Source organism: Methylocella sp. CPCC 101449 (assembly GCF_031921685.1).
GTDB lineage: Bacteria > Pseudomonadota > Alphaproteobacteria > Rhizobiales > Beijerinckiaceae > Terripilifer.
In genome coordinates, this window is the sequence record NZ_JAPDHU010000001.1 from 1291682 (window position 1) to 1312987 (window position 21306).

Consider the following 21306-nt stretch of genomic DNA (forward strand, 5'->3'; position numbering starts at 1 on the left):
GCGGATCGTTCCGTGCCCTTAGATTCCCACAAGTTATCCGCATTTTCGAGGATCCGATGGCCGCCGCCTCCCACGCCCATGCCGCCCCTGTCCCGCTGACGGCCGCCGCCGCCGGCCCCCTGCGCGGGCGTCTGCGTGCCCCTGGCGACAAGTCGATTTCCCATCGCGCCTTGATCCTGGGTCTCCTGGCGGTCGGAAAGACGACCATCGAAGGCCTTCTCGAGGGCGACGACGTGCTGCGCACCGCCGCCGCCTGCCGGGCGCTGGGCGCCAAGGTGGAGCGGACCGGCCCCGGCCGCTGGAGCGTCGACGGGGCGGGCCTCGGCACCCTACAGACGCCGCCCGACGTGCTCGATTTCGGCAATGCCGGCACCGGCACACGGCTGATGATGGGGGTGGTGGCCGGCCATCCGATCGAGGCGACCTTCGACGGCGACGCCTCCCTGCGCAAACGGCCGATGCGCCGCATTCTCGACCCGCTGGCGCTGATGGGTGCGCAGGTGGTGACTGAGAGCGAGGGCGGGCGCTGCCCGGTGGTCCTGCGCGGCACCGGCGATCCGGCGCCGCTCGACTACCGCACCCCAGTCCCTTCGGCCCAGCTCAAGTCTGCCATCCTGCTGGCAGGACTCAACTCCCCCGGCCGCACCACGGTGATCGAGACCGAGGCCTCGCGTGACCATACGGAGAAAATGCTGGCCTATTTCGGCGCCGACATCGCCTCCGAGCCCGATGGCGAGCACGGCCGCAAGATCGTCCTCAACGGCCGGCCGGAGCTGAAGGCGCGCGACGTGATCGTGCCGGCCGATCCCTCCTCCGCCGCCTTCGCCTTGACGGCCGCCCTGCTGGTGCCGGGCTCCGACGTGACCATCGAGGGCATGATGATGAACCCGCTGCGCATCGGCCTGCTCACCACCTTGCAGGAGATGGACGCGCGCATCGACGTGCTGAATCCGCGCATCGAAGGCGGCGAGGACGTGGCGGACCTGCGGGTGCGCACGTCGCAGCTCAAGGGCGTCGACGTGCCGGCGGCACGCGCGCCGGCGATGATCGACGAATATCCGATCCTGGCGGTGGCGGCGGCTTTCGCACAAGGCGAGACACGCATGCGTGGCCTCGCCGAACTGCGCGTGAAGGAATCCGATCGCCTGGCGGCGGTCGCCGACGGCCTCATCGCCGCCGGCGTCACCTGCCGCATCGAGGGCGATGATCTCATCGTCACCGGCGGGCAAAACGGTCCTGGCATTGTGCGCGGCGGCGGCACCGTGAAGACGCATCTCGATCACCGCATCGCCATGAGCTTCCTGGTGATGGGTTTGGCGTCGCAGCAGCCGATGACCATCGACGATGCGGCGATGATCGCCACGAGCTTCCCGACCTTCCAGCCGGAGATGGAGCGCCTCGGCGCGAAGTTCAGCGGTTAGTTTGCTGGCTGTGCAAATAGGCTCTGCCTGACGTCGCAGACACGCCTATAAAATCCTCTGGGCGCCATTTGAATTCCTAAGGAGACCATGCTTCCTTTGTTCGATCGGGCAATGTGGAGCATGTAAATGAAGAGAAAAGCACCTCCAAAAACACCCTCGTCATTAGGGCTAGAAGTTGAAGCCGCTTTGGCCGAACATTACGCGCGACTAGGTAAAAGCATTAAATATCGTGTCGCTTTCCGAACTCCGCGCGGTACTCCCTTTGCTGCTGAACGCGTCACCAAGGGCGAGATCAACATGTGGGTTCCTGAACAGGATCAAGTAAGACTCCAAGCAGAGGCCGCAGGTCTTTCCATTGAGCGTAGTATCCCGTGGCCGGATGGCAGATCCGGAAATTACGGCCGCCTTAGCTCCTTGAAGAGCGTTCCAGGTTTATTTGAGGAAACTTTGCTCATGATTAAAGTCTCAAGCGCGAGCCAAGCTCTCAAAGTTGCGGAGGCACTTGTTTGACCTTCGTAAGTTTCCGCCTTTGCTAGACACAAGGATTCCTGGAAAAGCGGAAACTTGCTAAAGCATGCATCTGTACATAACAGCTTTACCTACTTCGACCGCTCCCGCTCGATCAGCGCCAGCACCGACGCCAGACGGTCCTTCACCGGCTTGGGCGCATCGATGATGTCGGCGACGACTTTCTGCACTTCCTCGCCCGACACCGGATTGATGTCGAGGTTCATCTTCTGCGCCTCTTCGAGGAAGGCCGGCAGTTTCATCGTCGCCTCGAAAGCGGCGCGCAAAGCCTTGACCCGCTCCGCCGGCACCTGCGGCGAGGTGAAGAAGGGCCGGCCGATCACCGTCGGCGCCGACAACAGGCGCATGGCCTGACGATCGATGTCGTTGGTGGCGAGATCCATCATCAGCGGCACGTCGGGCAGATCGGAGGCCTTCTTCAAGCCGACCTGCACGAGAAGATTGATCTTCTTGTCGCGAATCCAGTCGGGCCGCGTCGCCTTCCATGAGGCCCAGGAGTTGGAGCCGCGCCCGGCGACCTCGCCCTTTTCCATGGCGAGATTGACCTCGTTGCCGCCGGGATAGCCCAAGATGATTTTGAACTTGGTGCCGACCATGGTGTTGAGCACCTGCGGATATTGCGCCGAGGTGTTGTAGCCGGTGGCGCCCATGGTCGATTCGACCTTGCGGGCATCCTCGATGGTCTTGATCGGCGAGGTGTACCAGGTGGAGACGACATTGTTCTCGACGATCGGATTGCCAATGTAGATCAGCTCGCGGCTGTCGAATTTGACGCCGCTGTCGCCGAGCGCCTGTTCGAGCGCGATCGACTGATCGGCGATGCCCAGCGCCGTGCCGTCCTTGGGGGCGACGCCGTGGATATAGGCGGCGGCGATGCGGCTGCCGGCGCCGGTCATGTTCTTGGGCACAAGCTTGGGCTTGCCGGGGATCTGATCGCCGAGATAGCGGGCGAGCAGCCTTGCATAGGCGTCATAGCCGCCGCCGACCGTGAAGCCGATGATCAGGTCGATATTGTTCTTGGAGCGGTAGAACTGTTCGACCGCATCCTGGGCCCGCGCGGGGCTGCCAGCGGCGGCGAAGGCCGCCAAAAGCCCAACGGCGGTCCATCCAAACCGTTTTGCAAACCGTTTTCCAAACGAAATCCGAGGCAATTCATTGCGACTCACGGGGCGTTCCCTTTCCCTGGCGGCCTTGTCTCGGCCTGTTTCCAGACCCAGACATAGCGTCAGGCGGCGCCCCTTGAAAGCCAGCCGGACCGCTGCAGCGGCGGTTGGCGACCTTTTTCCCGCCCTTGACCGTCCCCACCTTATGACTGATAGCTCTAGGAACTGTCTTCAAATGGCCAAGCCCGCGTCTCGTTTGAGAGCCTTGGACGATACAGAGGTCATAGAATGAGCGAGACGTTGGCGTGGCTGTCTTCGATCGAAGAAGTGGTCGAGGACGCCAAGGCCGGGAAAATGTTCATCCTGGTCGACGACGAGGGGCGTGAGAACGAGGGCGACCTCGTCATTCCCGCCGAGATGGCCACCGCCGAGGCGGTCAATTTCATGGCCAAGCACGGCCGCGGGCTGATCTGCCTGTCGATGACCCAGGACCGGGTGGAAGAACTCGGCCTGCATCTGATGTCGCAGAAGAACCAGACGCTGCACCACACGGCCTTTACCGTGTCGATCGAGGCGCGCGAAGGCGTCACCACCGGCATTTCGGCCGCCGACCGCGCCCAGACCATCGCGGTTGCCATCGACCCGAAGAAAGGCCGCCGCGACATCGTCACCCCGGGCCATGTTTTCCCGCTCGTCGCCAAGGAAGGCGGCGTGCTGGTGCGTGCCGGCCACACCGAAGCCGCTGTCGACATTTCACGTCTGGCGGGCCTCAACCCAGCCGGCGTCATCTGCGAGATCATGAACGACGATGGCACGATGGCGCGCATGCCCGACCTCGTGCAGTTCGCGCAATTGCATGGGCTGAAGATCGCCACGATCGCCGATCTCATCGCCTATCGCCGGCGCAACGAGCGCCTGATCAACATGATCTCGGAATCGAAGATCAACAGCCGCTACGGCGGCGAGTTCAAGATCCGCGTCTATTCCAACTCGGTCGAATATGCCGAGCACATCGCGCTGATCCGCGGCGACATCTCCGGCGACGAGCCGGTGCTGGTGCGCATGCATCAGGCGAGCATCCTCTCCGACAGCCTGGGCGACATTGGTCCGCCGGAAATGGTCGGTGGCACGTTGCGCGCGCGCAGCGGCGAACTGGCCGGTTCGATGCGCATGATCGCCGAAGCCGATCGCGGCGTCGTCATCTTCATTCGCGAGACGGCGCCGACCTTCATCAGCCGTGCGCTGAAAGAGCGCGAGGGCCAGGCGCGAGGGCCGGTGTCGGAACTGCGCCAATATGGCCTGGGCGCGCAGATCCTGCTCGATCTCGGGTTGAAGAACATCATCCTGCTCTCCAACACCCAGCATAATATCGTCGGTCTCGACGGCTATGGCTTGACAGTGGTCGGCCAGTTGCCGATCAAGGAGAGCACCAACAAAGGGTGATCCGGCAACGGACATCCCGCGAAGGTTCAACGAGCCGGCGACAACAGCCGGCCGCTCAATTCATTAGGGAAGCCGGACCATAACCGGCGCGGAAACGCGAAGAGGACGCTGGATGACAATCGCGACGACAGACCGTCGTAGGATTGAGCTCGCCGGTATTGATATCGAGCTGGCTCTGCATGGCCAAGGCCGACCGCTGCTGCTTCTCTCAAGCGAAGAGCAGCTTGAACAGGATTTGCCCCTCATTACCGATCTCGCCCGACGCCATCAGGTGATCGTGCCCTCGGCGCCGGGGTTCGGGCGTTCGGATCGACCGGACTGGATCAGCAATCCTGACGACATCGCCTATCTCTATCTGGAACTTCTCGACAAGCTGGATTTGAGCGGCATCGCCGCCGTCGGCTTTTCGCTCGGCGGCTGGATCGCCACTGAGATGGCGACCAAGAGCCCCACGGCCTTTTCCAAGCTGGCACTCGTCAGCGCCTATGGCATCAAATTCGGCGGGCCCTACGACGTCGACATTCAGGACATATGGACGTCGCATCCCGACAAGGTGACAGCGTGGAAATGGCACGATGCCAACAAGGGCAAGCGCGATTTCCTCAGCATGGACGACGAGGCACTGGGCGTCGTCGCGCGCAATACCGAGAGTTTCGCGCGCTTCTGCTGGGATCCCTACATGCACAATCCCAAGCTGAAACGGCGGCTGCATCGCATCAAGGCCCCGACCCTGGTGATCTGGGGCGAGAACGACGGCCTGACGTCACCGGTCTATGGCAAGGCCTACGCGGATCTTATTCCCGGCGCGAGGTTCGAAAGCATCGCCGCCGCCGGCCACTATCCGCATGTCGAACAGCCGGACGCCTTCGGCAAAATCCTTCACCCATTCCTCGACTGAACAGCGCCGCGAGAAAGGTCCGTCCTTATGTACGCCTGGCACTTCACCGAAATGCCCTATCCGCATCTGCCGCCGCTCGAGACCTTGAGCACCATGCGTGTCTCGCTGGCGAGCAAGCATTACGATCCCCGCCTCGGCGCCGATCTCTACAACCGCTATTTCGACGAATATATGATCGCCGACGATCTCGGCCTCAATCTGCTGCTCAACGAACATCATCAGACCGCCACGTGTATCGATGTGGCGGCGCCTTTGTCGGCGGCGATCCTGGCGCGGCAAACGCGCAAGGGACGCATCTGCATTCTCGGCAATCCGATCGCCAATCGCGGCGACCCGATCCGCATCGCCGAGGAGATGGCGATGATCGATTGCATTTCACGCGGCCGGCTCGATGTCGGTTTCGTGCGCGGCGTGCCGTATGAAATCTTCGCCGCCAACACCAATCCGACCCAGACGGTCGAACGGCTGTGGGAAGGCATCGATCTTGTTGCGAAAGCCTGGACCTCGACCGAAGGCCCGTTCAACTTCGAAGGGCGCTTCACCCATAAGCGCGCCATCAATCTGTGGCCGCGCCCCTATCAAACACCGCATCCGGCGATCTGGCTCACCGGATCGAGCGATCTCGACAATATCAAGCGCGCCGCCGCGCGCGGCTTCGTCTTCGCCACCTTCTTGCAGCCGCATGCCAAGGTGAAGTGGATGTTCGACGGCTATCGCTCGGCCTTCCGCGACACGGGCCTGCCTGGCGGAGGTGGCACCGCCTATATGCCTTTGGTTTTCACCGCCGACAGCGATGCGGAAGCGGAAGCCGGTGCCAAGGAACTGACTTGGTATCTCGATGCGAAGTCAGAGCCGCAATACCGCAATCCGCCGGGCTATGTGACGGTGGATTTCAACGTGCAGGCTTTGAAGGGGGCCTTCTCCGGCCGTTCCGAAGCGATGCGCAAACAGTCGATCGAATTCCTCAAGGATCAAGGCGTGCTGATCTACGGCAAGCCCGATGATGTCGCCCAGCAAATCAAGCGGCTCTACGATCTCGTCGGCGGTTTCGATCATCTTTTGATGATGCAGCAGGCCGGCTACATGAGCCATGAGCGCACGGTGAAGAGCATGACGCTCTTCGCCAAAGAAGTTTATCCGCAGATTATCGACCTACCGCGCACCAAACCGCTTAATATTGCGGCGGCCGAATGAAGTCCGGCCAATATGTCACCGTCGATGGCGCGCGCACCCACTATTACGAAGCGGGCGTGCAGCATCGCGGCGTAAGAGCCAGCGTTCTCCTGTTGCATTCGGGCGAATTCGGCGGCTGCGCCGAATTTTCCTGGGAGCACAATATCGAGGCGCTGGCGAGCCGATATCATGTGCTGGCGCCTGACCATCTGGGCTTCGGGCGCACCGACAAGCTTTTCGATTTCGAGAACATGATGGCGCGCCGCATCCGCCATATCCAGCGCTTCATCGAGATCATGGGCACGGGGCCGGTGCATGTGATGGGCAGTTCGATGTCGGGCGGCCTCTGCCTGATGGTGGCGGCACGCGAGACGCCCGACTGGCCGCTCCTCTCCGTCACCTGTTGTTCGGGCGGCGGTGTTGCACCCGACAACGAAGCGCGGAAAGTGCTGAACTCCTACGACGGCAGCAAGGAACACATGCGCCGCATCATCGAGGTGATGTTCGTCGATCCGAAATGGGCCGCCGATGACGCCTATATCGATCGTCGCGTCGCCATGGCCAATGCAACCGGCGCGTGGGAGGCCATCGCCGCGGCCCGCTTCAAGGCGCCGTTTCACCAGCGAAGCGGCGTTTCTCCGGAACGCGATGCGCTCGATTACGCGCGCATCAGCATCCCTGTGTTGGTCTTCGCGGGGCGCCGCGATCCGCTGCGCAACCCTGGCTATACGGATGATTTCGTGCCGAAAATGCCCCGCGCCGAGCTGCATTTCTTTGAAAACGCCGCTCATATGGGTAATATTGAGTATTCGCACGACTTCAATGCCCGGACGTTGAAATTTCTCGCGCAACAAGAAGGAGCGTGCTAAGGGCGCCGGGAACAAAAACTACGGAATTGTGACCGGTGACCGAACAGTCTGCTCCTTTCGATGTCCGCCTGACCGCCATCCGTTATGCGGCGCAAGATACCAATCTCTACGAGTTCCGCCGCCTCGATGGCGCGCCGATGCCGCCTATCGCGCCGGGCGCTCATATCGACATCCATCTGCCCAACGGCATGATGCGGCAGTATTCGCTGACGACGGCCGAAGGCGATCCGAACGCCTATGTGGTCGGCATCAAGAAGGACCGGGCCAGCCGCGGCGGTTCGAAGTTCATTCACGATCAGCTCAAGGTCGGCACCGTCCTGCAACTGGGCGGCCCGCGCAACAACTTCCCGCTCGATGAGAAAGCTTCTCATACGGTGCTGCTGGCCGGCGGCATCGGCATCACGCCGATCTGGTGCATGGCGCAACGCCTGCAGAAGCTCGGCGCGTCGTGGGAAATGCACTATTCCTGCCGCGAGCGGCCGGAGGTGGCTTTCATCGACGAATTGTCGAAACTGCCGAACGTGAAGCTGCACATCGATGCGGAATCGAACGGCAAGTTCCTCGATATTCCAGGCATCGTCGCGGCGGCCCCAGCCGGCGCGCATTTCTACTGCTGCGGCCCGATCCCCATGCTCAACGCCTATGAAGAGGCGACCAAGAGCCTGCCGGAAGGCCATATGCACATCGAATATTTCACCGCCAAGGAAGCTGCGGCCCTCGACGGTGGCTATAAGGTGCGCCTGGAGCGTTCCGGCCAGGAATTCACCGTGCCGCCGGGCAAGACCCTGCTGCACGTGCTGCGCGACGCCGGCGTTGACGTCAGCTATTCCTGCGAGGAAGGCGTGTGCGGCTCGTGCGAGACCGTGGTGATCTCGGGCACGCCCGACCATCGCGACAACATCCTCACCGAGGCCGAGCGCAAGGCCAGCAAGACCATGATGATCTGCTGCTCGGGGTCGAAGAGCGACCTGCTGGTTCTGGATTTGTAACATCCGCCTCGCTGTCATTCCCGACGGCCGCAGAGCGGCCGGGCGGGAATCCAGAGCAAATGGCAGATTGTTCGGTCAAAATGGCCGAACACAGTAATTTTTCCGGCAAATGTGAAGCGTCGGCTCTGGATTCCCGCTCGCGGCTTAGCCGCGTCGGGAATGACACCAAGAGTGTCGCAAAGCCGCCAAGCGCCGCGCGTGACGGCCCGCGCCGTTTGCTTTAGAAAGCCTCCAAATTATTCGAAAGAACAGGGCCTCCACGCCATGACCTATCAATATGCGCCGATGTTTCCGCTGGCCAAGGACCAGACACCCTACCGCAAGATTTCCTCGGAAGGCGTGAAGGTCGAAAAGCTCGGCGACCGGGAAATCCTCACCGTCAGCCGCGAGGCGATGCGCCTGCTCGCCGAACAGGCGATGATCGACATTAACCATCTGCTGCGCCCGGGCCATCTGGCCCAGCTCGCCAAAATCCTCGACGATCCGGAGGCGACCTCGAACGACCGTTTCGTCGCCTATGACCTGTTGAAGAACGCCAATATCGCCGCCGGCGGCGTGCTGCCGATGTGCCAGGACACCGGCACCGCCATCGTCATGGGCAAGAAGGGCCGGCTGGTGTGGACCGAGGGCGAGGACGAAAGCGCTTTGGCCGAAGGCATCCGCGATGCCTATGAGAAGAAGAACCTGCGCTATTCGCAGGTGGCGCCGCTCTCGATGTTCGAGGAGAAGAACACCAAGACCAATCTGCCGGCGCAGATCGATATCTACGCCGAGGGCGAGAGCGAATATAAGTTCCTGTTCATGGCCAAGGGCGGCGGCTCGGCCAACAAGACCTTCCTGTTCCAGCAGACGCCGTCCGTGCTGACGCACGACCGGCTGGTGGCTTTCCTCAAGGAAAAGATCCTGACATTAGGCACCGCTGCCTGCCCGCCCTATCATCTCGCCATCGTCATCGGCGGCACGTCGGCGGAATTGAACCTCAAGACCGTGAAGCTCGCCTCCACCCGCTATCTCGACGGCCTGCCGACGAGCGGCGGCGAAGACGGCCATGCCTTCCGCGATCTCGCCCTGGAAGAAGAGATTCACAAGCTGACGCAGAGCCTCGGCGTCGGCGCGCAGTTCGGCGGCAAATATTTCTGCCATGACGTGCGCGTTATCCGCCTGCCGCGCCACGGCGCCTCGCTGCCGATCGGCATGGGCGTGTCCTGCTCGGCCGACCGCCAGGCCACCGGCAAGATCACCAAGGACGGCGTGTTCCTCGAACAGCTCGAACACGATCCGGCGAAGTTCATGCCGCATGTGGACGAAACGAGCCTCGGCGGCGACGTCGTGAAGATCGACCTCAACCAGCCGATGGCTGAGATTCTGGCGACGCTCAACAAATATCCGATCAAGACGCGCCTCTCGTTGAGCGGACCGATGATCGTGGCGCGCGACATGGCGCATGCCAAGCTGCGCGAGCTGCTCGATGCCGGCCAGCCGCTGCCCGACTATTTCAAGAACCATCCGATCTATTACGCCGGCCCGGCCAAGACGCCGGAAGGCATGCCGTCGGGTTCCTTCGGACCGACGACGGCGGGCCGCATGGATTCCTTCGTCGATCAGTTCCAGGCGGCCGGTGGCTCGATGGTGATGCTGGCCAAGGGCAACCGCTCGGCGGCGGTGCGCGACGCCTGCAAAAAGCACGGCGGTTTCTATCTCGGCTCGATCGGCGGCCCGGCGGCGCGGCTGGCGCAGGATTGCATCAAGAAGGTCGAAACCGTCGCCTATCCGGAACTCGGCATGGAAGCGATCTGGCGCATCGAAGTCGAAGATTTCCCGGCCTTCATCGTCGTCGACAACAAGGGCAACGACTTTTTCAAGGAGCTCAATCTGAGCTGAACGGTCGCAGCCTATAGCGCCACAAGACAAAAGCCGCTGCGATGCAGCGGCTTTTTTGATTCGACCACACGCTCTGGATCCCGGATCACGCTGCGCGTGTCCGGGATGACACCAAGAGCCGCACCTAAACCCGCATCGGCATCAGCACGTAGAGCGCCGAGGCACCATCGCGATCCTGGATCACCGTCGGCGAGCCGGGGTCGGCCAGTTTGAACAGCGCCGTGTCGCTGTCGAGCTGCGAGGTGATGTCGAGCAGATAGCGGGCGTTGAAGCCGATATCGATCGCCGGGGCGTCGTAATCGACTTCCAGCTCTTCGACCGCGGAACCGGAATCCGGATTGGTGACCGACAATGTGAGCTTGCCGTCGGTGATGGCAAGCTTCACGGCGCGGCCGCGTTCCGACGAAATGGTCGACACGCGGTCGACGGCCTGGGCGAAGGAGCCGCGCTCGACGGTGAGGCGCTTGTCGTTGTTGGTCGGGATGACGCGTGCGTAATCGGGGAAGGTGCCGTCGATCAGTTTCGAGGTCAGCACCACATTGCCGAAGGTGAAGCGCGCCTTGGTGGTCGACATTTCGATGCCGATCTCACTTTCGCTGTCTTCAATCAGTTTCTGCACTTCGGTCACGGCCTTGCGCGGAATGATCACGCCGGGCATGCCGGGCGAGCCCTGCGGCGCCGGCATTTCGACGCGCGCCAGACGATGGCCGTCGGTCGCCACCGCGCGCAGCATGGTATGGCCGCCGGAATCTGTGGTGTGCATGAAAATGCCGTTGAGATAGTAGCGCGTCTCTTCGGTCGAGATGGCGAACTGGGTCTTCTCGATCAGCTTCTTCAGATCGCCGGCCGGCAGAACGAATTTATGGCTAAGATCGCCGGCGTTGAGATCGGGGAAATCGGTCTCCGGCAGCGATTGCAGGGTGAAGCGCGAACGGCCCGAGCGCAAAAGCAACTGGCCGCCTTCGCCGGACTGTTCCAGCGACACCTGGGCGCCGTCGGGCAATTTGCGGACGATGTCGTAGAGGGTGTGGGCCGGCAAGGTCGTGGCACCTGCCTGGCCAACGTCGGCGGCCACGGTTTCCGTGATCTCGAGGTCGAGATCGGTGGCTTTCAGCAGCAGGGAACGGCCGGCCGCCTGCAGCAACACATTGGACAGAATAGGAATCGTGTTGCGCCGCTCGACGACCCTGTGTACATGCCCCAGCGATTTCAGAAGCGCTGCGCGCTCCAGCGTGACCTTCATGGCCGGACCCAATCCCTGATATTCAGCCCAAACAGCTTGTCCCAAAGGGCTGAAATTGTCGCCGTTTGCAAGAGCTGGCGCAAGCGCGCGCGCCGACGGTGTGGATAGCGCGTTGGACTGTCAACAGGTTTCGCTGCGTTGCGGCAGAAGCTTCAATGCTTTACCGGGGCTTAATCCGGACGCCGTAATTTCTCATTGCCGCCGTTTTCCTCGGTCGATCTGCCGTCGATGGACTTAAGGCAGACAGCCGGCGGGGCGGGCGTGGAGTGCAATGCGCGGTATTTTTGGCAGGAAAGAGCCGGTTTTTGACTCGCCGAAGCGGCGATCAGGCGAATTGCGCGCCGATCCCGCCGATCGGCCGGTGCGGCCTGGCCGCAAAAAGCCGGCTGCGGCGGCTGAACCGCGCGGCCGCGCGAAACGCAAAAAGGGCTTTCTCAGCCGTCTGATCGGCGGCAGCGGCGGTGGTGGCGGCAATAGCGCGCCGGCGCCCAAGAAGGGCCGCCGCAAGCGCCGCTCGGCCTTCGGTACGCTCGTCTATCTCGGGCTCATTCTGGGCATCTGGGGCAGCGTCGGCCTCGCCGGGATCATCGCCTATCACGCGGCGCAACTGCCGCCGATCGACCAGCTCGCCGTGCCCAAGCGGCCGCCCAATATCGCCATCCTCAGTGAGGACGGCGTTCTGCTCGCCAATCGCGGCGACACCGGCGGCCCGGCGGTACATCTGCGCGACCTGCCGCCCTATGTGCCCAAAGCTTTCGTCGCCATCGAGGACCGCCGTTTCTACAATCACTGGGGCATCGACATCCTGGGCATTTCGCGCGCGCTCATGCGCAATGCCACCGGCAGCAACAGTATGCAGGGCGGCTCGACGCTGACCCAGCAGCTCGCCAAGAATCTGTTCCTGACCCAGGAACGGACCATGTCGCGCAAGATCCAGGAAGCGATCCTGTCGCTCTGGCTCGAACAGAAATATTCGAAGAACCAGATTCTCGAACTGTATCTGAACCGTGTCTATTTCGGCTCCGGCTCCTATGGCATCGAGGCGGCAGCGCAGAAATATTTCGGCCATGGCGCCCGCCAGCTCACGCTGTCCGAATCCGCCATGCTCGCCGGTTTGATGGTGGCACCGACGCGTCTGGCGCCGAACCGCAACCCGAGCGGTGCGACCGAGCGCGCCGCCAAGGTGATCAACGCCATGGCGCAGGAAAACATGATCACCGACGCGATGGCGAAGATCGCGCTGGCCAAGCCCGCCACGGTGACGCGCGAAGGCGGCGCGGCCTCGATCAATTACGCCGCCGACTTCGTGATGGATATTCTCGACGATACGGTGGGCGCGATCGATCAGGACATCGTCGTCACCACGACGTTGAGTTCGGTGATGCAGTCTTCGGCCGAACGGGCGCTGACCGAAGAGATCAACAAGCTCGGCGGACGCTATGGCGTGTCGCAAGGCGCCGTCGTGTCGATCGATCCGAACGGGCAGATCCGCGCTTTGGTCGGCGGACGTAATTATGCCGACAGCCAGTTCAACCGCGCCGTGGCGGCGAAGCGCCAACCGGGCTCGGCCTTCAAACCCTTCGTCTATCTGACGGCGCTCGAGCGCGGGCTTTCACCCGACAGCGTGCGCGATGACGCGCCGATCAATATCAAAGGCTGGCGGCCGTCGAATTCGTCGCGCGAATATTTTGGACCGGTGACGCTGACGCAAGCGCTCGCTCTGTCGCTGAACACGGTGGCCGTGCGCCTCACGCAGGAAGTGGGGCCGAAAGCCGTTGTCGCGACGGCGCAACGTCTCGGCATCGTCTCTGATTTGCAACCGAATGCCTCGATCGCGCTTGGCACATCGGAAGTAACGCCGCTGGAACTGGTGGCCGCTTACGCGCCCTTCGCCAATGGCGGCATTCGCATCCAGCCGCATGTGATCACGCGCGTGAAAACCGCTTCCGGCAAGCTGCTTTATCAACGCAAGGGCGCCAGCTTCGGGCGCATCATCGATCCGCGTTACGTGGCGATGATGAACGCGATGATGCAGGAAACCCTGCTCACCGGCACGGCGCGCAAGGCGGAGCTGAAAGGCTGGCAGGCGGCCGGCAAGACCGGCACGAGCCAGGATTATCGCGACGCCTGGTTCGTCGGCTACACCAGCAATCTCGTCACCGGCGTGTGGCTCGGCAACGACGACAATTCGCCGACCAAGAAAACCTCCGGCGGCAATCTGCCCGTCGACATCTGGAGCCGCTTCATGCGCGAAGCGCTGAAGGATGCGGTGCCGCAGCCTCTGCCTTCCGGCTCATGGCGCGATTCCGTGCCGCCGCCTGGGGCGCCCCCGGGTGTCATTCCGCAAGGCATGATCCCGCAGGCGAGCGTGCCGCAGGGCGCGATACCGCAAGGCTCGATCCCGGTGGCCTCGCAAGCGCCACTGCCACCAGCTTCGATCCCGCAGACCGGCGGCCTCATTCCGCCCGCGCCGATTGGTCCTAGCGGCAATGGGCCGATGACCATCAATCAAGCGGGACAAAACGCAGCGCGCAACGGCAACGGAAATGTTGGGAATGCAAACGGTAATGGAAGCGTGAGCCGGCCGCCGTCGATCCGGCGTGATAACGGCAATCCACTGATTCCGCCGGCGCCCATCGGCAATGACCGCACGGGGTCGATCGCGCCACCGCGAGAGCCAGGCATTCTGGAGAGATTGTTCGGCGGCTGAGGCTCAGCCGCCGCGCATGTTGCCTAGAGCAAATCACGTTTCGGTAGAAACGTGATTTTGCTTAGATTCTCTTATTTGGACGCGTCTTCATGGCGCTCGACTAAGTCGAGCTGTGAAACGCTATAAAAGCTTATTCGATTAGTGCAGGCTGACCGTCTGCAGCGAATGCTCCCAGGCATTGGCGATCGCCGCATCCTTGGAATCGGTCAGGATGATCGGCGTGCCGTCGGCCGACAGCAGGGCGAAGAGATCGAGGCCCGGCTGAATGTCGCCGATCTGCGGAAACAGGCGTTGTGCGTCTTCCGATTTGATCGGGCGCACGTAAGCGATCATGCCACCACCGAGATGAGCAAACTGCTCCGGCGTCAGGGACACGCTCGCATTGGGAATGGTGTCATGTTCGGTCATTTTTACGCTCCTTACTCTGGCGTCCCGTCTGGGCCCGCCTTGCTTCGGCGCTGACATGTCAGTCCCGCGCCGCAATGTTGATCTTCTGCACGATCCGTTCCGGCTGCGGCCGGGCGAGATCGACGGACAGAAGACCGTTCTTCAAATCCGCTCCCAAAACCTGCATGCCTTCCGCGAGGAGAAAGGCGCGCTGGAACTGGCGGGCGGCGATGCCGCGATGCAGGTAGACCCGTTCCTTGTCTTCGGTCTGCCGGCCGCGAATGACGAGCTGCTGCTCTTCCAGCGTCACTTCAAGCTGGTCTTGGGTAAACCCGGCAACGGCCAAAGTGATCCGCAGGCGTTCCGGATAATTCTCGGTCTTGGCGAGGCGCTCGATATTGTAGGGCGGATAGCCATCGGCCGCCGTGCGTGAAACCCGGTCCAGGGCCCGCTCGATATCGTCGAAGCCGAGAAGAAAGGGGGAATTCAGTGTGGGTAACCTGGACATCGTTAACTTCCTGAAGCCCTACTGGCGCCTCGTCGGGGACCCATTCAGGCGTCCCGGTATTCTTTTGCCGTAACCCCTAAGGGGATCACCTGCTGAATATGGGCATGGTTTCGCCGTGATCAAGATGAAATCCAGCGGGGCGCTTCTTCTTCCAGAATGAATCGGTGAAAATCGAAACCGGTCTCCAAAGTTGGCTTAATCACTGCAAAATAAGGGGAAATATCGAAGTCCCGGGGCGTGAACAGGGAATGGTGCTGGATGTGCAGGATTTCCCGGTTGCGCTCGGCGCGGGGCGACTGTTCGCCGGCTTTCGCGGCGGCAGCCTCCGCCGCGCCGATCGACGGCAATATGGGATAGCCGATCGAATAATAGGCCTGGGCGATCAAAGTCGAGCAGATGGCGCGGGTCGGCTCGCCGGCACCAAAGGCCAGCAGGCGACGGCGCAGCCGCGTCGGCACTGGCGGGATCGGCATGAAATAGCGAAACAAATCAAAGAAGTTGCTCAAATCATAAGCATAGCCAATGCGCGAGCGGCCGAATTCGCAGACCTGCTCGACGTCGCTCATGCTGACCCCGACCGGCCGGCAGATCCGCGTATGGGCATTGGCATATTTCGACACCGGGATCGAAATGACGCCCAGGTCCATGTCGGCCTCGATCATGGCATGGGGCTCTCCATCGGGCTCGGTGCGGCCTTGAATCGGGCCGACATAGAGACAGGCATGGGACCAGGTCGACTGGGTGAGATATTTGATCGCCGTAGCGACGCGCGTATTGCCCTCCACTAGAACCACGTCGCCCGGCCGCAGGGTGCGCGCGAAAGCATCCGGATTGCCGGTTGCCAACGGCATGAAGCCTTTCGCTGGTTGGGTGAGATAACTGGCAACCCAACGCCCGATCTTCTCGAGCATGGTCGAATTCCTGATTCTGGTTTCACGCTGCTGATTCAGCGCTGTGCATTGAACGTTTCCCACCCCGCTTTGCGCCGATCGACTGAGCGAAGCATAGTGAGGCCGCCCTATAATTAGGGAGCGAAGACGGCCGGCGCCATCCCTTCTTCTACTTGGGCAGTTATTTTGGAAATGATCAGGATGAAGTGATCGAGCGAGGAGGCAGATGTGGTCCGCAAGGTGATTTCGGCGCAAGAGGCGGACGAGATCGCGGCCGCTATCGCAGCGGCCATCGACACGGTGCCGCCGGAACGGCAGGTGCTGTTTCTCGTGCGACTGACGTTGACGCTGGCGCAGCTCGTCGGTGATAAAGCCAGCATCATTGAGGCGATCCGCCTGGCGCGCCGGCAGGAATAAAGCGTTTAGCCGTTTGATGAATGCATCAAACGCCACAAAGACGCGTCACAACACATCCCAAGCACATTGAGAGGGAGCCGGCCCACCCTGCTCTTCTGTTGATTTTTTTACAACAATGGCTGCCGCATGTCAGAACCCAGTTCGTTCACCGCCCTGATCCATATGTCGGCGGATGCCTATAGCCGGCTGATGCGCGGCAAGACGCTCACGCCGCTGGCGGAGGCGATCGCTGGGATCGTTGTCGATCGGTCGAAGGATATCGTCGTCTTCACATATTTGAAGAAAGAGCAGGCGCTCTTCGCGCATGTCTATTTCTATTATCCCTTGGATCTCGATGCAATCATCGCGCATCCCGGCGTTGCGGCGATCCTGCGCGTCGCAGACGTCAAGGATACGGACATCGCCGATCGTGCTGTCATTTCGCACGATGCCAATAATTTTACGCAGAGCGAGCCGAGCGCCGGTTTTCGGCTCGAACGCGGCAGTTTCCATCGCGACGATGCTTTCGATGCCGGTGATATCGCGGCTTTCGACAAGCGCATCGACAAACAGTTCTTCAAATTCGCTGAAGACCTGGACCCCGGCAGCGCGCAATGGCTCGACAATCGCCGCATCATCGACACGGGCCTGCGCCGCAAGGTCGAGCGTTCGCTCGACGTGCGTCGCGCCGAGATCGCCAAGGAGCGCGTTCCGCAGGCGACGCCGCTTGAGCCGGTGCGCTTATGCAACGGCTATCACTACAACGGTCATTTCATGCTCGCGACCGACGGTGGCCTGCGGCCCCTGCCGCAGCTCGATCCGATGAGCTTTCGCCAGACCAATTACGGCGGCGCCGATGCCGACCACGTGGTCTTCGGCAAACAGGTGCTGCGCACCGATCCCTCGCATTTCAAAATGCTGAGCAAGTCGGAAACGCATTTTTATGTCGGGGCCGACAATGTGTTCGATGGCGAGGGCAACGCCATTGCAGGCGCCGATCCCAAGACGTTCAAGCTCGTCCACTATGCCTTCGCCCGCGACAAGACGCGCTGGTACACGTTCAAGGGCCAGCCGCTCGACGATGTGGGCGACAAAGCCCGTGTGGACGAGACGCTTTTCTATTCGAAAGACTGCCTCCTTATCGGGACGGGTGCGATCTATCTCGGTGCCGTTAAATTGCCACTCGACGCACCCTCCTGCCGCTTGGCGAAGGCGCAGCGGTTGCGTGAAGATCCCTGCTACGGCGGGCTTTTATGGTTCGCCGATGACGAGGGCGACTGCATCGTTTCGATGCGCAGCCGCTATGGCGAGACGGAGCCCGATCTCACCATCAAGCGTACGACGAGCGCGGAGCAGACTCCAGAAACGATTTGGACTGAAGAGACCGCCCGCTGGGAAAGCTTCGTGGCGGCTGCCGTAACCGCCTTGGATCGGCTAAGACAAAAGAACCGCGAAGACATCAATGATGACGAGGCGCGGCGCGCTTTCATCGCCTTCTTCGAAGCCTGGTGCGCCGATCATTTCGAGGCGACGTGGAGCGACAATCCTTTCAATGGCGTCCTCTGGGATGGCCTTGGCGCTTACCTTGATGCGCTCACCGACCTGGGGATGCACGAGAAGGTTCTCGAAATCACCGCGAAGATCAAATCGGCAGCCTGGTCCTTTCCGGAGACCTATGCGCGGGCCGCCCATGCCTATGTGGCGCTGGGCCGGATGGACGACGCGGTGGCGGAGATCCGGCGCGCCGTCATCTACAGCGTTTATGGCGTCGGCAACCTGTTCGACCGGCCGCAGTTCGCCACTCTCGTTCAGCGCCCCGACATGATTCAGATACGGGCCTATTACGATTATCTGGAGAGCGTGGCGCGCTATCGCCCTTTGACGACGAGCCTGGGGCAACTGTTTCTCGATGCGCCGCAGCCGGCGCAAACGGCGATCGGCCAACAGATTTTCAAGCGCAATTTCTATATTCCCGCCGCAAGCCTGCGGGCGCAGTTGTGGGCCAATGATGCAACGGCCATTGCCGCCTACGAACAAGTTCTGGCCGCCTTCATCAATCGCTGCATGACCGACGAACAAATCAGCCGGATCGCCACCTATGCCGCGCGCAAAAGCTATCCGGCCTGGGGCGATCTGCCGGGCCTGCATCCCGCCGCCCATCTCCTCGCCGCCACGGCGCTGTTCGAGGAAGGCTTCTTCTGGATCGACATGGGCACCGACAAACTGCCGCGTGAAGAGTTCTCCTGGGCGATGACGGCGCTGCCGCGCGCGAAGGCGGCGGCCGCGGAGGGGCGTTGGGCCGGCGACGCGTTCTGGCTCAAGATCAGCGCCGATCCCACTTACGCGCCGCTACTAGGTTTGGCCTAGGCCACAACAAGCTGAAGTGTGCCTTTCGTTTGCATCCTCTGGACGCCGCCGACCAACGACGACGCACGAACCAACGTGACGAAAAGTTTCCGCGGTGATACGACAATCGCGGGGCACGATGTAAGTGCGGCGGCAGTGCGAGCTGAAGCCGGCTTTTGGAGGGGGCATTATGGCGACATGGGCGCGAACTTGGGCGATTGTCGCAGCCGCGGTATTTTTTCTGCTCGGCAGTTTCGCAGTAAGCATTGCCGTTAGCGATATCCAGTGGATTATCGTCATCTGCTGTTATGGATTTGTCGCACTCATTGCCGCCATCTCGTTATACGGCGAAGCCTTGTTGGATAGAGTTGCAATCGCTGGTGTCGCCACACCAAGCGCTGGCTCGGCCGTAATGACTGCACGCGACGAGATATCCAAGGAAAACCCACCCGATCCCGATCGAACAGTCGATGAACTTTGGAAGAATGCCGATGGGACGTACGTCGTGCTTCTAAAGAGCGGAGCGGCCATCGCTTTCCTTGATAAGGCCTATCGAACGTTTGATTCGATGGCCTCTTGGCGCGCACTCACCAAGAACGAACGTGCCATTTTGCAGGGCGTCAATGCAGAACAGGCACAAGAGTTTTTTGCCACGATCGGCGCGGAATATGGGCTAGCACCAGCCAAATAGATTCGCGAATCGACTCGCACCGGTACGTCAGAGTTACCTCGCTGATTCAGCTTATAGCGCGCTCGGCAGCACGCGATCCGGCGGCTTGTGGCCATCCAGAAACGCCTTCACGTTAATGATGACCTTCTCGCCCATTTCGACACGGCCTTCATAGGTGGCCGAACCCATATGCGGTAGCAAGGTCACCTTGCCGGCCTTGGCTAACCGTACGAGCTTGGGTGCCACGGCAGGGGCATGTTCGAAGACATCGAGACCGGCACCGGCGAGCGCATTGGTCTCCAGCATGCCGATCAAAGCCTTTTCGTCGATGATTTCGCCGCGCGCCGTATTCACCAGAATGGCCGACGGCTTCATCAGCTTGAGGCGGCGTGCCGACAGCAGATGGAAGGTCGCCGGCGTGTGCGGGCAATTGACCGAGACGATGTCCATGCGCGCCAGCATCTGGTCGAGCGAATCCCACCAGGTGGCTTCGAGCGCGGTTTCCAGCGCCGGGGCGACGCGGCGGCGGTTGTGATAGTGCACCGAGAGGCCGAAGGCGCGCGCCCGCTTGGCGAGCGCCTGGCCGATGCGGCCCATGCCGACGATGCCGAGCCTTTTGCCGTTGATGCGGTGGCCGAGCATCCAGGTCGGCGACCAGCCGGCCCAGCCGCCCGCCGGAATGGTGTTGGCGCCTTCGACGATGCGCCGGGCGACCGCTAGGATCAGCGCCATGGTCATGTCGGCGGTATCGTCGGTGAGCACCCCCGGCGTATTGGTGACCGTGATGCCGCGTTTTGCCGCAGCCACCACGTCGATATTGTCGACGCCATTGCCAAAGTTGGCGATCAGCTTGAGACGCGGACCGGCCGCCTCGATCATGGCCGCATCAATGCGATCGGTAATGGTGGGGACCAGCACGTCGGCTGAGCGCAGCGCCTCGGCAAAAGCCTCTAGCGCCATGGGCCCTTCGCCCAGATTGAGCTGCGCGTCGAACAATTCGCGCATGCGCGTTTCAACGCTGTCCGGCAGTTTCCGCGTCACAACCACGAGAGCTTTCCGGCCGGCCATAAATACGCTTCTCCGAAGCTGCCGCCACCTAACCATAATGTCAGGTGACATTGTCGATTCACCGAGATTTAACCGTAACAGGTGCAGATGAAAATCGCTCAATATCGTCCGGTCGTGGAAACCATGATTCCCCTGAACGGACCGTCAGGTGGAAAGGAGTGTCCGGCGTGAATTCAGGTGGGTCTGACGGACACGGCCTCAAAAACAAAACCAAGCTCGCTTCGGCCGGTATCGTTAAGGTCTCGCTGCTCGCCGCCGCCATCCTGGCCACCGGCCTGATGACCGGCGTCACGCTGACCAGTGCCTTCGCGCAGCAGGTCGGCTCGGTCACCGGCCTGCCCCTGCCCCGCTATGTCAGCTTGAAGTCGGACCGCGTCAATTTGCGCGAAGGCCCGTCGAAGGAGCACCGCACGGTGTGGCTGTTCCAGCGCGCCGGCCTGCCGGTCGAAATCACCGCGGAATTCGACACCTGGCGCAAAATCCGTGATTCGGAGGGATCGGAAGGCTGGGTGCTGCACTCGCTGCTGTCGGGGCGGCGCACCGTCATCATTTCACCCTGGCGAAAAGGCGCGGAACAGCCGCTCTACAGCCGGGCGGCCGACACCGCCGACGTGGTGGCCAACCTGCAAACCGGCGTGATTTCCAACGTCAGACGGTGCGATCGCGGCTGGTGCCGCATCTACGGCGCCGGCTATGACGGCTATATGCAGCAAAAACTGCTGTGGGGCGTCTATCCGGACGAGAAGGTCGAATAATCGGCCGGACTCATTGACGCGCAGGGCC

The 21306-nt window shown here is 61.7% G+C and carries 19 protein-coding genes; 13 read left to right on the plus strand and 6 right to left on the minus strand.

The genetic code is table 11. The features are described from left to right. Positions 1 to 56 precede the first annotated feature (56 nt). Together aroA and OIM99_RS05915 are read left to right on the plus strand one after the other, a co-directional pair. On the plus strand, positions 57 to 1421 hold the full coding sequence (gene aroA, locus OIM99_RS05910) for a 3-phosphoshikimate 1-carboxyvinyltransferase (RefSeq protein ID WP_311849400.1): 1365 nt from the start codon (positions 57 to 59) through the stop codon (positions 1419 to 1421). Positions 1422 to 1547: 126 nt separating this feature from the next. Continuing rightward, entirely contained in the window at positions 1548 to 1931 is a 384-nt protein-coding gene (locus OIM99_RS05915) for a hypothetical protein (protein ID WP_311849401.1), read from the plus strand. Positions 1932 to 2020: 89 nt separating this feature from the next. Here the strand turns inward: OIM99_RS05915 and OIM99_RS05920 are convergent, their stop codons facing one another. Continuing rightward, the gene (locus OIM99_RS05920; RefSeq protein WP_311849402.1) at positions 2021 to 3115 is read right to left on the minus strand and encodes a tripartite tricarboxylate transporter substrate-binding protein; all 1095 of its coding nucleotides are present in this window, start codon (positions 3113 to 3115) and stop codon (positions 2021 to 2023) included. A gap of 225 nt (positions 3116 to 3340) precedes the next feature. Between OIM99_RS05920 and ribB the strand changes: the two genes are divergently transcribed. From ribB to OIM99_RS05950, 6 genes are all read left to right on the plus strand, one after another. After that, positions 3341 to 4495, plus strand: a complete 1155-nt coding sequence (gene ribB / locus OIM99_RS05925; RefSeq protein ID WP_311849403.1) for a 3,4-dihydroxy-2-butanone-4-phosphate synthase — start codon at positions 3341 to 3343, stop codon at positions 4493 to 4495. Between the two features lie 112 nt (positions 4496 to 4607). Then, positions 4608 to 5393, plus strand: coding sequence for an alpha/beta fold hydrolase (locus OIM99_RS05930; RefSeq protein ID WP_311849404.1), 786 nt, complete (start codon positions 4608 to 4610; stop codon positions 5391 to 5393). Positions 5394 to 5420: 27 nt separating this feature from the next. Further along, complete coding sequence (locus tag OIM99_RS05935) at positions 5421 to 6587, plus strand: LLM class flavin-dependent oxidoreductase (RefSeq protein WP_311849405.1); 1167 nt, start codon at positions 5421 to 5423, stop codon at positions 6585 to 6587. Further along, the gene (locus OIM99_RS05940; RefSeq protein ID WP_311849406.1) at positions 6584 to 7435 is read left to right on the plus strand and encodes an alpha/beta fold hydrolase; all 852 of its coding nucleotides are present in this window, start codon (positions 6584 to 6586) and stop codon (positions 7433 to 7435) included. The genes OIM99_RS05935 and OIM99_RS05940 overlap by 4 nt, the downstream gene beginning before the upstream one ends. A 35-nt stretch (positions 7436 to 7470) precedes the next feature. Next, complete coding sequence (locus tag OIM99_RS05945; protein ID WP_311849407.1) at positions 7471 to 8424, plus strand: PDR/VanB family oxidoreductase; 954 nt, start codon at positions 7471 to 7473, stop codon at positions 8422 to 8424. A gap of 264 nt (positions 8425 to 8688) precedes the next feature. After that, the gene (locus tag OIM99_RS05950) at positions 8689 to 10305 is read left to right on the plus strand and encodes a fumarate hydratase (RefSeq protein WP_311849408.1); all 1617 of its coding nucleotides are present in this window, start codon (positions 8689 to 8691) and stop codon (positions 10303 to 10305) included. Between the two features lie 124 nt (positions 10306 to 10429). On the opposite strand, the gene dnaN is transcribed toward OIM99_RS05950, so the two are convergent. Further along, positions 10430 to 11548 carry a DNA polymerase III subunit beta gene (gene dnaN, locus OIM99_RS05955; RefSeq protein ID WP_311849409.1) on the minus strand — a complete coding sequence of 373 codons (1119 nt, stop codon included), beginning with the start codon at positions 11546 to 11548 and terminating at the stop codon, positions 10430 to 10432. A gap of 271 nt (positions 11549 to 11819) precedes the next feature. Between dnaN and OIM99_RS05960 the strand changes: the two genes are divergently transcribed. Further along, a complete protein-coding gene (locus tag OIM99_RS05960) occupies positions 11820 to 14258 on the plus strand; it encodes a PBP1A family penicillin-binding protein (RefSeq protein WP_311849410.1) in 2439 nt (812 codons plus the stop codon). Between the two features lie 138 nt (positions 14259 to 14396). On the opposite strand, the gene OIM99_RS05965 is transcribed toward OIM99_RS05960, so the two are convergent. The 3 genes from OIM99_RS05965 to OIM99_RS05975 all read right to left on the minus strand — a co-directional run bounded on the left by OIM99_RS05965 (position 14397) and on the right by OIM99_RS05975 (position 16064). After that, positions 14397 to 14666, minus strand: a complete 270-nt coding sequence (locus OIM99_RS05965) for a DUF1150 domain-containing protein (protein ID WP_311849411.1) — start codon at positions 14664 to 14666, stop codon at positions 14397 to 14399. A gap of 58 nt (positions 14667 to 14724) precedes the next feature. Further along, positions 14725 to 15153 carry an Hsp20 family protein gene (locus OIM99_RS05970; RefSeq protein WP_311849412.1) on the minus strand — a complete coding sequence of 143 codons (429 nt, stop codon included), beginning with the start codon at positions 15151 to 15153 and terminating at the stop codon, positions 14725 to 14727. Between the two features lie 119 nt (positions 15154 to 15272). After that, positions 15273 to 16064 (minus strand): lipo-like protein, encoded by a 792-nt coding sequence (locus OIM99_RS05975; protein WP_311849413.1) that lies wholly within the window; start codon positions 16062 to 16064, stop codon positions 15273 to 15275. Positions 16065 to 16271: 207 nt separating this feature from the next. Between OIM99_RS05975 and OIM99_RS05980 the strand changes: the two genes are divergently transcribed. The 3 genes from OIM99_RS05980 (at position 16272) to OIM99_RS05990 (ending at position 19476) form a co-directional block, all read left to right on the plus strand. Further along, the gene (locus OIM99_RS05980) at positions 16272 to 16460 is read left to right on the plus strand and encodes a hypothetical protein (protein WP_311849414.1); all 189 of its coding nucleotides are present in this window, start codon (positions 16272 to 16274) and stop codon (positions 16458 to 16460) included. 126 nt (positions 16461 to 16586) lie between these two features. Next, the gene (locus OIM99_RS05985) at positions 16587 to 18806 is read left to right on the plus strand and encodes a DKNYY domain-containing protein (RefSeq protein WP_311849415.1); all 2220 of its coding nucleotides are present in this window, start codon (positions 16587 to 16589) and stop codon (positions 18804 to 18806) included. A gap of 169 nt (positions 18807 to 18975) precedes the next feature. Next, on the plus strand, positions 18976 to 19476 hold the full coding sequence (locus tag OIM99_RS05990) for a hypothetical protein (protein WP_311849416.1): 501 nt from the start codon (positions 18976 to 18978) through the stop codon (positions 19474 to 19476). Positions 19477 to 19527: 51 nt separating this feature from the next. Here OIM99_RS05990 and OIM99_RS05995 read toward each other — a convergent pair whose 3' ends face one another. Further along, positions 19528 to 20523, minus strand: coding sequence for a D-glycerate dehydrogenase (locus OIM99_RS05995; RefSeq protein WP_311849417.1), 996 nt, complete (start codon positions 20521 to 20523; stop codon positions 19528 to 19530). 278 nt (positions 20524 to 20801) lie between these two features. On the opposite strand from OIM99_RS05995, the gene OIM99_RS06000 reads away from it, so the two are divergent. After that, complete coding sequence (locus tag OIM99_RS06000; protein WP_311850358.1) at positions 20802 to 21278, plus strand: SH3 domain-containing protein; 477 nt, start codon at positions 20802 to 20804, stop codon at positions 21276 to 21278. The last annotated feature ends 28 nt before the right edge of the window (positions 21279 to 21306 follow it).

Excerpts from the sequence above, each read along its gene's own strand:
- aroA (WP_311849400.1), top strand. The coding sequence starts at position 57 with ATGGCCGCCGCCTCCCACGCCCATGCCGCCCCTGTCCCGCTGACGGCC.
- OIM99_RS05915 (WP_311849401.1), top strand. The coding sequence starts at position 1,548 with ATGAAGAGAAAAGCACCTCCAAAAACACCCTCGTCATTAGGGCTAGAA.
- ribB (WP_311849403.1), top strand. The coding sequence starts at position 3,341 with ATGAGCGAGACGTTGGCGTGGCTGTCTTCGATCGAAGAAGTGGTCGAG.
- OIM99_RS05930 (WP_311849404.1), top strand. The coding sequence starts at position 4,608 with ATGACAATCGCGACGACAGACCGTCGTAGGATTGAGCTCGCCGGTATT.
- OIM99_RS05935 (WP_311849405.1), top strand. The coding sequence starts at position 5,421 with ATGTACGCCTGGCACTTCACCGAAATGCCCTATCCGCATCTGCCGCCG.
- OIM99_RS05940 (WP_311849406.1), top strand. The coding sequence starts at position 6,584 with ATGAAGTCCGGCCAATATGTCACCGTCGATGGCGCGCGCACCCACTAT.
- OIM99_RS05950 (WP_311849408.1), top strand. The coding sequence starts at position 8,689 with ATGACCTATCAATATGCGCCGATGTTTCCGCTGGCCAAGGACCAGACA.
- dnaN (WP_311849409.1), bottom strand. The coding sequence starts at position 11,548 with ATGAAGGTCACGCTGGAGCGCGCAGCGCTTCTGAAATCGCTGGGGCAT.
- OIM99_RS05960 (WP_311849410.1), top strand. The coding sequence starts at position 11,820 with ATGCGCGGTATTTTTGGCAGGAAAGAGCCGGTTTTTGACTCGCCGAAG.
- OIM99_RS05965 (WP_311849411.1), bottom strand. The coding sequence starts at position 14,666 with ATGACCGAACATGACACCATTCCCAATGCGAGCGTGTCCCTGACGCCG.
- OIM99_RS05970 (WP_311849412.1), bottom strand. The coding sequence starts at position 15,153 with ATGTCCAGGTTACCCACACTGAATTCCCCCTTTCTTCTCGGCTTCGAC.
- OIM99_RS05975 (WP_311849413.1), bottom strand. The coding sequence starts at position 16,064 with ATGCTCGAGAAGATCGGGCGTTGGGTTGCCAGTTATCTCACCCAACCA.
- OIM99_RS05985 (WP_311849415.1), top strand. The coding sequence starts at position 16,587 with ATGTCAGAACCCAGTTCGTTCACCGCCCTGATCCATATGTCGGCGGAT.
- OIM99_RS05990 (WP_311849416.1), top strand. The coding sequence starts at position 18,976 with ATGGCGACATGGGCGCGAACTTGGGCGATTGTCGCAGCCGCGGTATTT.
- OIM99_RS05995 (WP_311849417.1), bottom strand. The coding sequence starts at position 20,523 with ATGGCCGGCCGGAAAGCTCTCGTGGTTGTGACGCGGAAACTGCCGGAC.
- OIM99_RS06000 (WP_311850358.1), top strand. The coding sequence starts at position 20,802 with ATGACCGGCGTCACGCTGACCAGTGCCTTCGCGCAGCAGGTCGGCTCG.